Here is a 13,894-nt window from a genome sequence, read left to right on the forward strand (position 1 = left end):
CTAGACTTCTTATCTACAGTGCTGCTGCTATGAAAGACAGACATGAACCTTATGGTACTGAATCTGCTATGGCTAAATTATATGCTTCTGAAATAGGTTTGGAAGTTGTTAACCAAGCTCTTCAAATACATGGCGGTAACGGATATATTAAAGGTGCTTATATAGTAGAAAGAGCTTATCGTGATGCTAAGATCTGTACTATTTATGAAGGTACAAGTGAAATTCAGAAAGTTGTTATTTCTGCTTCTATACTTGGTAAAATGCCTAAAGCTCCTGTTGCTGCTGCTGGTCCTATGGCTAAAAAAGGTCCTATTACTGGTGAAAGAAGAAATATAATCTTCAAAGAAGGTTCAGCTCAGGATAAAGTTGATGCTTTAGTAGCTGCACTTAAGAAAGATGGAATCGACTTCTCTGTAGGTATTGATATTAATACTCCTATCATTAATGCTGAAAGAGTTGTTTCTGCTGGTAAAGGTATAGGTGCTAAAGAAAACATGAAACTGGTTGAGGATTTAGCTAAAGCTGCTGGTGCTGCTATAGGATGTTCTCGCCCTGTTGCTGAAGAGTTGAAATACTTACCTATTATAAGATATGTTGGTATGTCAGGTCAGAAATTTAATGGTAACTTATATATAGCTTGCGGTATTTCCGGTGCTAATCAGCATTTGAAAGGTATCAAAAATGCTTCTATTATAGTTGCTATAAACAAAAAAGCTTCTGCTAAAATCTTCAAAAATGCTGACTATGGTATAGTTGGAGATGTATTAGAGATTTTACCTTTATTGACTAAAGCTCTTGGCGGAACAGCTGCTAAAAAACCTGCAGAAATACCATACAAGAAGATGAAGAAGATTACTCCTAAGAAAACAATCGAAATACCTAAAATCTATGTATGTACTGGCTGCGGTTATGAGTATAATCCATTAATCGGAGATCCAGAATCAGAAGTAGCTCCAGGTACAGACTTTACAGCTCTTCCTGAAGAATGGGTATGTCCAGAATGTAGTGAAGAAAAAACTAACTTTATTAAGGCTTAAGTTATAAATTAATTATTAATAATTTTTTGAGGAGGAAAAATAATGCATTGTGTTAGAAAAGTTACTGAAGATTTATATTGGGTTGGAGCGAATGAACATCGCTTGGCTTTATTTGAAAATGTACACCCTTTAACTAAAGGTGTTTCTTATAACTCTTATGTTCTTTTAGATGAAAAAACAGTTCTTTTTGATACTGTTGACTGGGCTGTTTGCAGACAATTCTTAGACAACTTGGAATATGTTTTGAACGGCAAAAAACTTGACTATATGGTTATTAACCACATGGAACCAGACCACGCTGCTTCTATAGATGAAGTTTTAATTAGACACCCTGAAACTAAAGTTATAGCTACTGAAAAAGCTTTTATGTTCATGGATCAGTTTGGATTTACTATTCCTGAAGATAAAAAAGAACAAGTAAAAGAAGGCGACAGCAAAAAATTTGGTAAGCATGAAGTTGCTTTCGTAGCTGCTCAAATGGTACACTGGCCAGAAGCTATGGTTACTTTTGATACTACTAATGGAGTATTATTCTCAGCTGATGCTTTCGGTTCTTTCATCGCTTTAGACGGAAAATTATTCAATGACGAAGTTAACTTTGACAGAGATTGGTTAGATGAGGCTAGAAGATATTATACTAACATCGTTGGTAAATATGGTCCTCATGTACAAAACTTGCTCAAAAAAGCTGGCGGAATTATTGATAAAATTAAAATGTTCTGTCCTTTACATGGACCTGTTTGGAGAAACAATTTAGGCTATATCCTTGATAAATACAATAAATGGAGCACTTATGAGCCTGAAGAAAAAGGTGTATTAATCGTATATGCTTCTATGTACGGCAACACTGAAAATATGGTTGGTGTTTTAGCTTGTAAATTAGCTGAAAAAGGAATTACTAATATTACTATGCATGACGTATCAAGCACTCATGTTTCTTACTTGATTTCTGATACTTTCAAATTGAGCCATGTTGTATTAGCTTCTGTTACTTACAACCTTAATATTTATCCTCCAATGCATGACTATTTGAATGATATGAAAGCTCTTAATGTTCAAAAGCGTAAATTTGCTATTATAGAAAATGGTTCTTGGGCTCCTAAGTCTGGTACTTTAATGCAAGAGTTTATTGAAAACAACTTAAAACAATGTGAAGTTCTAGATGCTCAAGTTTCTGTTTCTTCTTCTATGAAAGATGCTAACGTTGGCGAGATGGATGCTTTAGTTGATGCTATAGTTGAGTCTATAAATAAATAATTAATCTTTAATTAGATTTTTATCATTTATATTTTTCTCAATAAAGACCGATTCAGGTTATTTTACTTGAATCGGTTTTTTATTATCAATAATATTTAAATATTGACGAAGATTATAATTGAAATATAATAGCAGATAATATATAAAACGGAGATTAATTTTTTATGGTTAGTATTAAAAGACAAAGACAGATTAAACTGTTAGTTATATTATCTATTATTTTAGCTATTATAATAATTTCCGTTTTTATATTTGGATATTTTCCTTATGGTTTGCATAAAAAGGATATGTCTGAAGTAAAAATGCCTAAAGATAGTATTTTATATGCAAGCGTTAAAAGTTTAGACGGCAGTATTTTAAAATTTGCTAATTCTATATATGCTTATAGAATATCACATGATGAATCTATGTACGACTTTTCTATTATGATTAAAACTGCTGAGGCTTTTGCTAATCAATTAAAAAACAATGATAATTTTTTTGTTAAATTATTATCAAATTCTATACTAAAAAGAAATGCTTCTATATTACTGTGGGGATATAATAATAATTTGAATGATTCTGAAGTATTTTATATGTTTGATATAGGAAGAGTTAATTCATTTTTATTTAATTCTTTTTTTAATCCAAAGCAGCTGACTATAGATGATAATTCATACAATGTAAAAAAAATTAATTATAACGGTACAAGAATATATGCTTTAGATAATAACGGACCTTTTATATTTTTTAGCTTTTATAACGGCATATTAATAGCGGCAAAAAATTATAATCATATAAAAAAATTGATAGATTTCTTTGATTCTAAACCAAGCAATTTTAATGAAATAGAAATTTTAAATGATGTAGAAAATTCCTATCAGCCGGATGTTTCTTTTTATATTAATAAAAGCTTGTATGATTATAATAAATGCGAAGGTTCTATATTATTTGCACCTCTAAAATACTTTGAAAATACCGCATCTATATATGGAAATATTAAACTTCATGATGATAACGGAGTTGCTGATATATTTGTTAATTATGATTACGGCGGTTCTGACAGATATTCATTATATAACTTAGATGGAAAGATAGATGTTCAAAATTATTTATCTAAAGAAAATACTATAATGTATCTTGGGTTAAAATCATATTTGGCTGGGCTTTATCCGCTTATGTATAATGATTTGAAAGTTAAGCATGATAATGAACTTTCATCTGAAATATTTACTTTATTTACAAAGATGAATGATGTTTATTCATTTGGAAGTATTATCAATGATTTATACGGGGAAATGGCTATAGCATATATTGAATCAAAAGTTTCAAAATTGGTTTATCCTATTGTTATTTTTAATATAGAAAATGATAATTCTTTATTACCTAAACTTGAAATGTCTTTAGTTGAGAAATACCCGACTTTGAATAAATCAGAAAAAAAATATAACAATAATTTTATATATTCTTATGATTTAAATAATGGAAATGTCCTTTATTATACTTTTATAGATAGAGTATATTTTGTAAGCGAAGATGAAAATGCAATAGAAACTGTTATAGATAATAGTTATGATTCTGACAATTTAGAATCTTATATAAAAACAGAAATTCATAGAGATATTAATCCTGATTATATATTTACAATACAGCTTGCCAAATCTCAGGATATATTAAGGGATTTTGATATACCTTTTAGAACTTGGAGTTATCCAAATAGTATAATTTTTGGCTCTACAATAATGTCTAACTATACACATATTAGTATTGATTTTAAAGCAAATTTTACAAGCAGATATTGATATTTTTTTATTTTATTATATCCTATTTTATTATTTAGAGGATATTTATATGTCTGACTTTAAGGATAAAGCAAAACAAATATGGGATAGTATTTCCAGAGGAATTACAAAAGAAAAATTAGACTCTATTATGGAAAAATCCAAAGAAATATTATCAAGAGTTTCAACATCAGAACATCTTTCAAAATTGATGGAAAAAATTAAATTATTAATTAGCATGATAAAAGACTATCTAAACGGAAGTTATAAGGATGTTCCATGGAAAGCTATATTTGGAATAGCGGCGGCATTATTATATTTACTTGTTCCTATAGATGCAATACCGGATTTCATAGTTGGTCTTGGATTATTAGATGATGCTTTTATTCTTGGTTTATGCATCAAATTCTTCAGTGATGACATAGAAAAATACAGAATTTGGAAATATGGCCCTGATGAAAAGAATAATGACGATATGGATGAGATCAGCAGCTTGAATAGCGAAAGCGATGAAGAATCAGAAATTGAAATCATTAATAAAGAATAATTGAAAATAATAAAATGTTTTATAAATAGAGAAGTTAGTACTTTCTAGCTTCTCTTTTTTATATTTTTGGCAGTTGCTAAATATCATTATTTGTATATAATAGTATATTATTTTGGAGAAAATTTATTTTATGTCAATAATTGATAAACTTGCGTTGGTAGAAAATACTTATGATGATATAGTGCATAAACTTAATGATGCAAATATAAAAGATAACAGAGTTATTCAAGACTTAATGAAAAAGAAATCAGAAATAGAGGATATTGTAGAGGAATATAAAAAATTAAAAGACATATTAAAGCAAATAGAAGAATCTAATGAAATGATTAATAATGCAGAAACAGATAAAGAGCTTAAAGAAATGGCATTATTGGAGGTAGAAGAGCTTAATTTGAAAAAAGAAAAAGTTATAAATGATTTAAGGCTTCTTCTTCTTCCTAAAGATAAAAATGACGGAAAAAATATAATAGTAGAAATTAGGGTTGGTACAGGCGGTGAAGAATCTGCTTTATTTGTAGGCGATTTATTTAGGATGTATACAAGATTTATAGAAAGATCCAATTTAAAAATGGAAATAATAGATACAAGCCCTACAGAACTTGGAGGATATAAAGAGGTTATATTTTCCGTATCTGGAAAGGATGCTTACAGAACATTGAAATTTGAAAGCGGAACGCATAGGGTTCAAAGAATACCTGCTACAGAATCTGGCGGCAGGATACATACTTCTGCTTCTACCGTTGCTGTTATGCCTGAAGCTATGGAAAGCGATGTTGTTATAAACGATGAAGATATAAGAGTGGATATATTCCGTTCAAGCGGACCTGGAGGACAGTCTGTTAATACAACTGACAGTGCTGTGAGAATTACACATTTGCCTACAGGGTTAGTTGTACAATGTCAGGATGAGAAAAGTCAGCATAAGAATAAAGCTAAGGCTTTAAAGGTTTTGCGTGCTAGGATATATGAAAAGGAAGAGGCTGAGAGAAAGGCTAAAGAAGCTAAGGAGAGACGCGAGCAGATTGGTTCCGGAGATAGAAGCGAAAGAATAAGAACTTATAATTTCCCTCAAAATAGAGTTACAGATCATAGAATTAATGTTACTCTATATAAACTTGATAGATTTATGGATGGGGAAATAACAGAAATAACTGATGCTTTATTTAAACAGGAACAAGAGGAAATGCTTTCTTCATATTATGATTAATAATGGGAATGTTTATGAAAGATATTGAGTATATTCTTGGAGAAGAAAAAGTTATTCATAATATTCACGATGATGATTCTATTATGATATATATAAAAAGTTTTGATAATGTTTCATATTGTGATTATTTTTATGAAGATGATTCTGGAAATTTAATGGGGCTTTTTACTTATCATAAGATGGATAAATATTTTTTTGTTGAGTTTGGAGCTTTTAAAGAAAACAGAGAATATAACAAACTTGTAGTTAATGATTATGCTGAATATATTACAAATGATAAATATGAGCTTACTAATGATAAATTTATAGATATTCTTAATATAAGCAATGTCCGTCATGATCAATTTATGAAATTAATAAGAAAAACAAAATTAAAAAATATAAACTGTTATCCTATTAAAAAAATTACTTTAAATGAATATAGAGAGATTTATCCTCATAGATATATAAATAACAGATTTAAAAGCTATGTTAAAGATAAGTATTTAAAAATAGATATAAAAAATTTAGCTGAAGATTTTGTTTATAGATGCCCATACTGCGGTTCTACTAATATTTTTAAAATAGTTAATGAAAACACAAATAAATTAGAAAGTGTTAATGTTTATGATTTAGACGATGAAGAAGTTTTAAATAATTTTTATGTATGCAATATGTGTAATTTAATAATGAGAAGTCCGGAAAATATACTGGATTATATATAATAAAATAGAGGTTTTATAAATGAGTTTTTTAATATTAATTGATAAGTCTTTTTCTAATATCTATTCTAAGGAATTTGAAAGTGTTTTTAATGATAAGATTAACACTTTAAAAAATATTTTGAATTGCGGGGTTAAAGAACTTCATAATAATGATATTAACATTATAGAAAATTATCTAAATAATATATATAAAGAAAGTGAAGGATATGATAATATAATTTATATACCTTCAAACATGCCCTTATTTAATATTGATGAAACTGTAAAACTTACAAAGATACATGAAGAGAATATTGCTTATTTCAGTTATGGCGAAAATTATCCTCTTGGTGTTATTCCTTTTATAGTTAGAAGAGATGCTTTTGATAAGCTGTTTAATATAATAAAAACTAAAACTATAAAACCTTCAGAAAATGCTATAAGCAATATAGTTTTTATTGACCCTAATTTTTTTGAAATAGAGATAATAATATCTGAATATGATATGAGATATTATAGACTTTCATTTTTTGCAGACAGTAAAAGAAATGCCTTGCTAATATCAAAACTTATAGATTATAAAAGTTATGCTGATATTGTTAATACTGTAAAAAAAAATCCAAGTATTAGAAGAACTTTGCCATCCTATATAGAATTAGATATTAATAATAGACAGAATGTTATTAATAAATATTTATTTGCAAATGAAACTTTAAAAAATGAACTTGCTAAGGAAGAAAAAAATCTTACTTTAGATGAGTTCAAAAATATTTATGATAAATTATTTAACTTCTGCGGTGATTTTCATTTATCTATAGGAAGCTATTATGAGCCTCTTTTAAATAAAAATATTTTTGAAATATTGGAATATGCTGTTGAAAATAAAGCTGTAAACATATATTTAGAAACAAATGCATTAGCTTTAGATGAAGAGAAAGCTAAAAAATTAATAAATTTGCAAATGGAGAATGATAATCTTAATGTTATTATTCATTTAGACTCTGTAGAAGAGAATGTTTACAATAACATATATGATACAGGAGATATGAAAGCAACTATTTCTAATATTGATTATTATCTTCTTAGAGAGCCTAAAAATACTTATTTGCAAATAGTAAAGCAGAAAGATAATTTTGATTATTTGGCCTCTTACTATAAATATTTTGATAAGTATAAAGCAGAGATTATTATGCAGAAGTTTTATACATATAGAGGCATTATAGCTGATAATAGAGTAGGGGATATGGCGCCATTAATAAATGTAGGATGCTGGCATTTATCGAGGGATTTATTTATAGATACTTACGGAGATGTTTATATTTGCCGATTTGATATAAATAAAGATAAGAAAATATCTTCTCTATATAGAGACAGTTTGGATAATATATGGAAATTATTAGAAGAATATTATATAGATAATGTATTTTCTAAATTGGATTTCTGTAAAAATTGCGATGAGTGGTATTTGTATAATTTTTAATTTGCTGTTATGGAAAAAGTTATAATAAAATATTTAGAGCTTGTATTTGCTTCTTATATAGTACGATTTTTAGCTACAAGATTAGTATTAGAGTTTCAATCTGTTAAAAAGTTTTATTATCGAAGAGAAATACTGCCTGGCGTACGTAATTGGAATAATAGGCTTCAAATGATTTATTATTTTGAAGTATTTTCATTCATACAAAGTTTGCTTATAGCATTATTTTTTATGGCATTTTTTCATTTTATTCCATTAAGAGAGCATATTAAACTTATAATAGGTTTTTTAATGTATTCTTCTTTTATTATTGCTGATAAGATAAGATTTGCTATTTTACTTACAAACTACCCTTTTTCACTTTTAATAATGGATACAGGTATATTTTTATTCGTAAGTCTTTTGCAATTTATAGTTATGGCGCTGATAAATGCTGTATTATAACAGAGTGAGGCTAATATTAATCTCACTCTGTTTTTAGTTTTGCTCTATGGTTATTGATGCTCCTATATCCATAGAGTGTGTTTTTCCTTTATAACTTACTTTTTCTGATATTATAGAATTATCCATAAATGCATTTGAAATATTAACATCTTCAAATATGATGCAGTTTTTCAATATTGAATTTTCTATTTTTGAATTTGAACCAATATGCACATAAGGACCTATTACAGAGCCTTCTATTTTTACATCTTTATCTATAAATACAGGAGGTATTATAGCAGTATCTTTTATCCCTTTACTTAATATTTCATGTTTTATTATAGTTTTATTTGTTTCTATCATTGTTGATTTTTCACCGCAGTCATACCATCCATCTAATTTAAATGTTTTAAATATTATACCTTGTTTTATCATATATTCCAAAGCATCGGTGAGCTGATACTCATTTTTTGTTTTTATATCATTAGCTATTATATAATCTATAGCATCAAATAATTCTTTGGAATTAACTATATTATACATACCAGTAAGTGCTAAATTACTAATAGGTTCCTGAGGTTTTTCAACTAATTTTGTTATAACTCCGCTTTCATTCAAAATAGCTACACCAAATCTGCTTGGATTATCAACTTCGCATACACCTAATGAATTTTCATTTTTACTTACTATTTCTGATAGATTTAATTTGAATATAGTGTCTCCAAGAATTATAAAGATTTTATCATTATCATTAACATATTCTCTAGTAAGAGATACAGCATGAGCCAAACCTTTATATTCTTTTTGTTCTACAAATGTTAATTTTATATCTTTATATTTAGAATTAAGATATTCTATCATCTGATCTTTTAAATAACCAACTATAAATATAACCTCTTCTAAATCTCTTATAGAAGATATTTCATACATTATAAAATCTATAATAGTAGCTCCTGCTATTGGCAATATAGGTTTTGGTTTTGTTATGGTATGCGGTCTTAATCTTGTACCTTCACCGGCTGCTGGTATAATAACTTTCAAAATAAAATCCTTATAAATTATTTTATTAGATGTATTAGTAATTCATTAGATAATTTGTCATTAGAACCATTTAAATATTTTACTAGCTCTAAAGCAAAAAATACTGTAGTAGCAGGACCTTTAGATGTGATAATATTGCCGTCACAAACAACTAAATCTTTTTCAATATATTCTCCGCCTTTTACATCACTTTCACAGCTAGGATAACAAGTATATTTTCCTTTTATAACCCCAGCTTCACCTAATACTATAGGTGAGGCACATATTGCTGCTACAAGTTTTTTATCTTCGTACATAGTTTTTATTTTTTCAATAATTCTCATATCTGATTTTAAATTATTCATTCCGCCGTAACCGCCTGCAAGTGCTATGCCGTCAAAATCATAATTTATTGTTTTTTCTAATAAAGTATCTGCTTTTATTACTATGTTATGAGCACCTTTTACTTCTAAATTTTCAGTTAAAGATGCTGTAATAACTTCTATATCTGCTCTTCTTAAAACATCAACAATAGTTATAACTTCAATCTCTTCAACACCTTCTGCCAAAGGTACCAAAATTTTTTTTGACATAATTTTTATCCTTTTGTCATAATATTTTACGATATAATAATATTATTATATCTGCAATATTGCAAGTAATTCTTTTTTGAAATTTGTAACTTTTAAATATTTTATTTTTTTTCTTCGATTATTTCCCGTGCTTTTTCATATCCTAAGTCAGCAGATTTTTTCAAACACTTTTCAGCTCTTTGTAAATATTTATTTTTAATTTCTTCATCTTTTTCATTCTTAGATAATATTATGTATAATTTATAAATATCATAATATGCTATATAATCTTCCGGATTAAATTCTAAAGTTAATTTTAAATATTTAATAGCTTTTTTATATTTTTTATTTTTTCTATAGATAACAGACATTAAATAGTAAGCATCCGAGTAAGCCTCATTTTTCATTATGACCTTTTCTAAATCTTTAATAGCATTATCATAATCTTTTTTATCAATATAAACTTCAGCCCTATAATAATAAGCATCGCTGTCATGCGGATATATTTCTATAGATTTGTTATAAGTTTCAATAGCTTTATCATAATCTTTAGTTTCATAATATATTCTGGCTAAATTATGATATGCATCCAAATTACTGCTGTCAATTTCTATAACTTTTAGTAAATCCTCTATAGCTTCATTGTATCTTGATTTTTGTATGTTGTTCAAAGCACTATAAAAATATTTATTATCTTCACTAATCATTTAATAAAATCCTAATTTTTGGTATATAAAAAATATTATATACCAAAAATCATTTTTATCAAAAAGTATTTTAACTATTAAGAGACTTAATTAATTGAGAGGCTTCATCAAATCTTCTTTTAATTTCCTTCCAATTTTTTCCTTCCATTAGGTTTCTAGGACAAAGCCAAGAACCTCCGCATGCAAATACATGTTTATTTTGCAAGTATTCTTTTACATTATCTATACTTACTCCTCCTAAAGGCATGAATTTAACTCCGGTATGCTGATAAACAGGTGCTATATTTTTTACCCAATTAATTCCGCCGTATAAACCAGCATGGAAGAATTTTATATATTTATGTCCGTAAGCTAAACATTGTTCAAGCTCAGCAGGAGTTGCCGCACCAGGTATATAGTGATAATTTTTATTTTTAGCATATTCAAGCATTACAGGCTGAAATCCAGGACTTATTATTAAATTAGTTCCCAAATCAAGTATTCTATCAACTTGTTCAGTATTTAACACAGTAGCTGCTGCTCTTGGAAGAGTAGGGTAGTCCTTAGCTAATATTTCTAAAGCCTTGTACCCGTATTCTGTTCTTAGAGTTAATTCTATAGAAGGAAGAAACTCTAAACAAAGTTCTGCTATATTTCTTATTTCCTCTTCATTTTCTACAACTACTACAGGTATTATTTTATTTTGTATATATTTTTCTAGCATAATAACTCCATAATATTAAAATTTATATAATAAATTTACCATACTTAATTATTAAAGTAAATATTATAATTCTTAAAACAGCTGAAAGTATTAAATAAATACATATTTACTATTAATTCAACAAAAGAAAAAGGATTAGAAACATTTTACCAGTTCTGTTTCCTCCTTTATAAACAGAATCATATACGCTTGGATTATAAAATTGCAAATCCAAAACCTAACCATAAGACACTTTTCAAAGTTTAAAAATAAGTTAGTTTAGCATTAAAATTTCTATCATTATTTTTTATTTATGAACTGTGAGGCATTAATTCTTGAAGATTGAAATAATCTTTCATTATCAACAGATGAAAGCCTAAGGATTATTTTCAAAATCCTGCTATATAATGACATAAAATTATTTTTTCTTGTTTAATTATACCGAGGTGCTATATTAGTAAAATAAGATAAAAAGTCAATATATTAAAATAAAAAGAGTTAGCTTTAATAATTGATATTTATATATTTTCTTTTAGTATTTCTACGATTTTTTTCTGACTTAGAACTTCACCGTAAGATATTAATTTATTATTAACAATAAGAGCAGGTAAAGTCATTACACCATAATATGACATAGTGCCTTTATTGTTTGTATACTTTATTGATAAGTCTAAATCTAATTCTAATATTGCATTTCTCAAATTAGTAAGCATGTTTAAAGAATCTTCATCTTCTCCGCCTAATAACAATATTTTTTCAATATACATATCATTACCCTCATCCTCTAAAGGGTCAGGTAAGCATCCTCATCCAAATTCTATATTATTCTTTATCATAATTTGACACCTTAATTTATAGTACAATATACATTATATAGGTATATATAAAAAAATCAAGCTATAAAAAAAATAAGTTCGGATACAATTTTATTATATCCGAACTATAGAAAAAATATTATTATTTTATATTATCTTTTAAGAGTTTTATTATTTCTTCTTTGCTTAGCACTTTTCCATAAGATAGCACTTTTTCATCTAAAACTAATGCAGGTGTTGACATTACACCATAAGAAGCTATTTCTGACATATCTTCTACATGCTTTATAACCAAATCAAGTTTAGCTTCTTCTATTGCTGCTATAGTATTTTCTTCTAATTTATGACAATTAACACATCCTGTTCCAAGTATTTTTATTCTTGCCTCTAGAGAAGGTTCTTTTATTTTTTCCTCTTCAACGAAAAGGTTAGAAGAAGCAGGTCTTCATCCGCATCCGCTTCCGAAAAAAAGATCTTTTAGGTTCATATTTATCTCCTTAAAATGTTTAATTATATATTTTTATATATACATCATACAGGTATATTGGAAAAAATGCAATAAAGGGCTGTAAATAAATTATACAGCCCAACAAAATAAATTAAAAATTATTTTATATTTTCTTTTAATATTTTAATGATTTCATCTTTGCTTAAAACTTTTCCATAAGATAATACTTTTTCATCTAAAACTAAAGCTGGTGTGGACATAACCCCGTAAGCAGCAATCTGTGCCATATCCTGAACATGTCCCACATCCAAGTCAATCCCCATTTCTTTTACAGCTTCTAAAGTATTTGCTTCTAATTTTGTGCAATTAGCACATCCTGTACCTAATATTTTTATTCTTGTATTATTAGATTTTTCTTTGTTTCCTTCAACTGAAGGTGAGCATGATCCTCCTCAGCCGCAGCTTGATTGTTTCTTTTTAAAAAACATAATTTTCTCCTTTTTTATATTTTATTTTAATAGTTTATATCATACAAATAGAAAATAAAAGTTATTAAATAAATATCCAATAATTATTATTCCTAAAGTAACTATTCCTACGAAAAAAATAAGAAGAGGCATTTTTACTACTTTTTTTATCATAATTATTGACGGTAAAGATAAAGCAGTAACAGCCATCATAAATGACAAAATAGTACCAATACCTGCACCTTTATAAAATAAACTTTCAGCTATAGGAAGCGTTCCAAATATATCTGCATACATTGGAATACCAACCAAAGTAGCTAAAGGAACAGAATACCAATTATTTTTTCCTAGTATTGTATCTATCCATGCCTCAGGTATAACATTATGTATAAATGCCCCAATTCCAACACCTATAAAAATATATAAATAAACCTTTTTTATAGTTTGTACAACTTGATTTTTTGAGTATATAACCCTTTCTTTTTTTGTCATAGTTTGTATTTCTATTTTGGCATTATTAGTTTGTATATTTTTTACAAAATCTTCCAAATATCTTTCCATTTTTAATTTTCCTATTAAAGTTCCTCCAATAACAGCAAGAATAAGTCCTACTACAACATAAGCCATAGCTATTTTCATTCCAAATACACTTGAAAGAAGTATTAAAGAAGCTAAGTCAACAAGAGGAGATGATATTAAAAATGAAAATGTCATGGCTATTGGTATTCCGGCAGATGTAAACCCTATAAAAAGAGGTATTGAAGAACATGAACAAAAAGGTGTTACAGTACC

The 13,894-nt window shown here is 27.4% G+C and carries 16 protein-coding genes; 8 read left to right on the forward strand and 8 right to left on the reverse strand.

Features of this window, described 5'->3' with window-relative positions; genetic code table 11:
- From Q0J90_RS14690 to Q0J90_RS02080, 8 genes are all read left to right on the forward strand, one after another.
- A partial coding sequence (locus tag Q0J90_RS14690) for an FAD-binding protein (RefSeq protein WP_367173825.1) occupies positions 1 to 1,037 on the forward strand: 1,037 nt, incomplete at its 5' end.
- A gap of 42 nt (positions 1,038 to 1,079) precedes the next feature.
- Positions 1,080 to 2,294 (forward strand): FprA family A-type flavoprotein, encoded by a 1,215-nt coding sequence (locus tag Q0J90_RS02050; RefSeq protein ID WP_297276323.1) that lies wholly within the window; start codon positions 1,080 to 1,082, stop codon positions 2,292 to 2,294.
- A gap of 164 nt (positions 2,295 to 2,458) precedes the next feature.
- Positions 2,459 to 4,075: a hypothetical protein gene (locus Q0J90_RS02055; RefSeq protein ID WP_297276324.1), complete on the forward strand. Its 1,617-nt coding sequence runs from the start codon at positions 2,459 to 2,461 to the stop codon at positions 4,073 to 4,075.
- 49 nt (positions 4,076 to 4,124) lie between these two features.
- A complete protein-coding gene (locus Q0J90_RS02060; protein ID WP_297276325.1) occupies positions 4,125 to 4,601 on the forward strand; it encodes a YkvA family protein in 477 nt (158 codons plus the stop codon).
- Between the two features lie 130 nt (positions 4,602 to 4,731).
- Entirely contained in the window at positions 4,732 to 5,808 is a 1,077-nt protein-coding gene (gene prfA / locus Q0J90_RS02065) for a peptide chain release factor 1 (RefSeq protein ID WP_297276326.1), read from the forward strand.
- 14 nt (positions 5,809 to 5,822) lie between these two features.
- Positions 5,823 to 6,512: a hypothetical protein gene (locus tag Q0J90_RS02070; protein ID WP_297276327.1), complete on the forward strand. Its 690-nt coding sequence runs from the start codon at positions 5,823 to 5,825 to the stop codon at positions 6,510 to 6,512.
- A 19-nt stretch (positions 6,513 to 6,531) separates the two neighbouring features.
- A complete protein-coding gene (locus Q0J90_RS02075; RefSeq protein WP_297276328.1) occupies positions 6,532 to 7,971 on the forward strand; it encodes a spiro-SPASM protein in 1,440 nt (479 codons plus the stop codon).
- Between the two features lie 9 nt (positions 7,972 to 7,980).
- Positions 7,981 to 8,412, forward strand: a complete 432-nt coding sequence (locus tag Q0J90_RS02080) for a hypothetical protein (protein ID WP_297276329.1) — start codon at positions 7,981 to 7,983, stop codon at positions 8,410 to 8,412.
- A 33-nt stretch (positions 8,413 to 8,445) separates the two neighbouring features.
- Here Q0J90_RS02080 and Q0J90_RS02085 read toward each other — a convergent pair whose 3' ends face one another.
- The 8 genes from Q0J90_RS02085 to Q0J90_RS02120 form a co-directional block, all read right to left on the reverse strand.
- Positions 8,446 to 9,432: a sugar phosphate nucleotidyltransferase gene (locus Q0J90_RS02085; RefSeq protein WP_297276330.1), complete on the reverse strand. Its 987-nt coding sequence runs from the start codon at positions 9,430 to 9,432 to the stop codon at positions 8,446 to 8,448.
- A 17-nt stretch (positions 9,433 to 9,449) separates the two neighbouring features.
- The gene (locus Q0J90_RS02090) at positions 9,450 to 10,004 is read right to left on the reverse strand and encodes a DJ-1 family glyoxalase III (RefSeq protein ID WP_297276331.1); all 555 of its coding nucleotides are present in this window, start codon (positions 10,002 to 10,004) and stop codon (positions 9,450 to 9,452) included.
- A 101-nt stretch (positions 10,005 to 10,105) separates the two neighbouring features.
- Positions 10,106 to 10,690 (reverse strand): lipopolysaccharide assembly protein LapB, encoded by a 585-nt coding sequence (locus Q0J90_RS02095; RefSeq protein ID WP_297276332.1) that lies wholly within the window; start codon positions 10,688 to 10,690, stop codon positions 10,106 to 10,108.
- Positions 10,691 to 10,760: 70 nt separating this feature from the next.
- Positions 10,761 to 11,393, reverse strand: coding sequence for a bifunctional 4-hydroxy-2-oxoglutarate aldolase/2-dehydro-3-deoxy-phosphogluconate aldolase (locus Q0J90_RS02100; protein ID WP_297276333.1), 633 nt, complete (start codon positions 11,391 to 11,393; stop codon positions 10,761 to 10,763).
- 497 nt (positions 11,394 to 11,890) lie between these two features.
- Entirely contained in the window at positions 11,891 to 12,208 is a 318-nt protein-coding gene (gene sec1 / locus Q0J90_RS02105) for a thioredoxin-like selenoprotein Sec.1 (RefSeq protein ID WP_297276334.1), read from the reverse strand.
- A gap of 121 nt (positions 12,209 to 12,329) precedes the next feature.
- Positions 12,330 to 12,593: a thioredoxin family protein gene (locus Q0J90_RS02110; protein ID WP_367173826.1), complete on the reverse strand. Its 264-nt coding sequence runs from the start codon at positions 12,591 to 12,593 to the stop codon at positions 12,330 to 12,332.
- Between the two features lie 200 nt (positions 12,594 to 12,793).
- A complete protein-coding gene (locus Q0J90_RS02115; protein WP_340638816.1) occupies positions 12,794 to 13,123 on the reverse strand; it encodes an MTH895/ArsE family thioredoxin-like protein in 330 nt (109 codons plus the stop codon).
- A gap of 39 nt (positions 13,124 to 13,162) precedes the next feature.
- Positions 13,163 to 13,894, reverse strand: a 732-nt coding sequence (locus Q0J90_RS02120; RefSeq protein ID WP_297276335.1) for a permease, incomplete at its 5' end; no start/stop codon positions are given.

The sequence above is a fragment of the uncultured Brachyspira sp. genome, from assembly GCF_944390595.1.
Classification (GTDB): domain Bacteria; phylum Spirochaetota; class Brachyspiria; order Brachyspirales; family Brachyspiraceae; genus Brachyspira.

What these genes read in the sequence shown, in the direction of transcription:
- Q0J90_RS02050 (WP_297276323.1), top strand. Translation starts at nt 1,080, where the DNA reads ATGCATTGTGTTAGAAAAGTTACTGAAGATTTATATTGGGTTGGAGCG.
- Q0J90_RS02055 (WP_297276324.1), top strand. Translation starts at nt 2,459, where the DNA reads ATGGTTAGTATTAAAAGACAAAGACAGATTAAACTGTTAGTTATATTA.
- Q0J90_RS02060 (WP_297276325.1), top strand. Translation starts at nt 4,125, where the DNA reads ATGTCTGACTTTAAGGATAAAGCAAAACAAATATGGGATAGTATTTCC.
- prfA (WP_297276326.1), top strand. Translation starts at nt 4,732, where the DNA reads ATGTCAATAATTGATAAACTTGCGTTGGTAGAAAATACTTATGATGAT.
- Q0J90_RS02070 (WP_297276327.1), top strand. Translation starts at nt 5,823, where the DNA reads ATGAAAGATATTGAGTATATTCTTGGAGAAGAAAAAGTTATTCATAAT.
- Q0J90_RS02075 (WP_297276328.1), top strand. Translation starts at nt 6,532, where the DNA reads ATGAGTTTTTTAATATTAATTGATAAGTCTTTTTCTAATATCTATTCT.
- Q0J90_RS02080 (WP_297276329.1), top strand. Translation starts at nt 7,981, where the DNA reads ATGGAAAAAGTTATAATAAAATATTTAGAGCTTGTATTTGCTTCTTAT.
- Q0J90_RS02090 (WP_297276331.1), bottom strand. Translation starts at nt 10,004, where the DNA reads ATGTCAAAAAAAATTTTGGTACCTTTGGCAGAAGGTGTTGAAGAGATT.
- Q0J90_RS02095 (WP_297276332.1), bottom strand. Translation starts at nt 10,690, where the DNA reads ATGATTAGTGAAGATAATAAATATTTTTATAGTGCTTTGAACAACATA.
- Q0J90_RS02100 (WP_297276333.1), bottom strand. Translation starts at nt 11,393, where the DNA reads ATGCTAGAAAAATATATACAAAATAAAATAATACCTGTAGTAGTTGTA.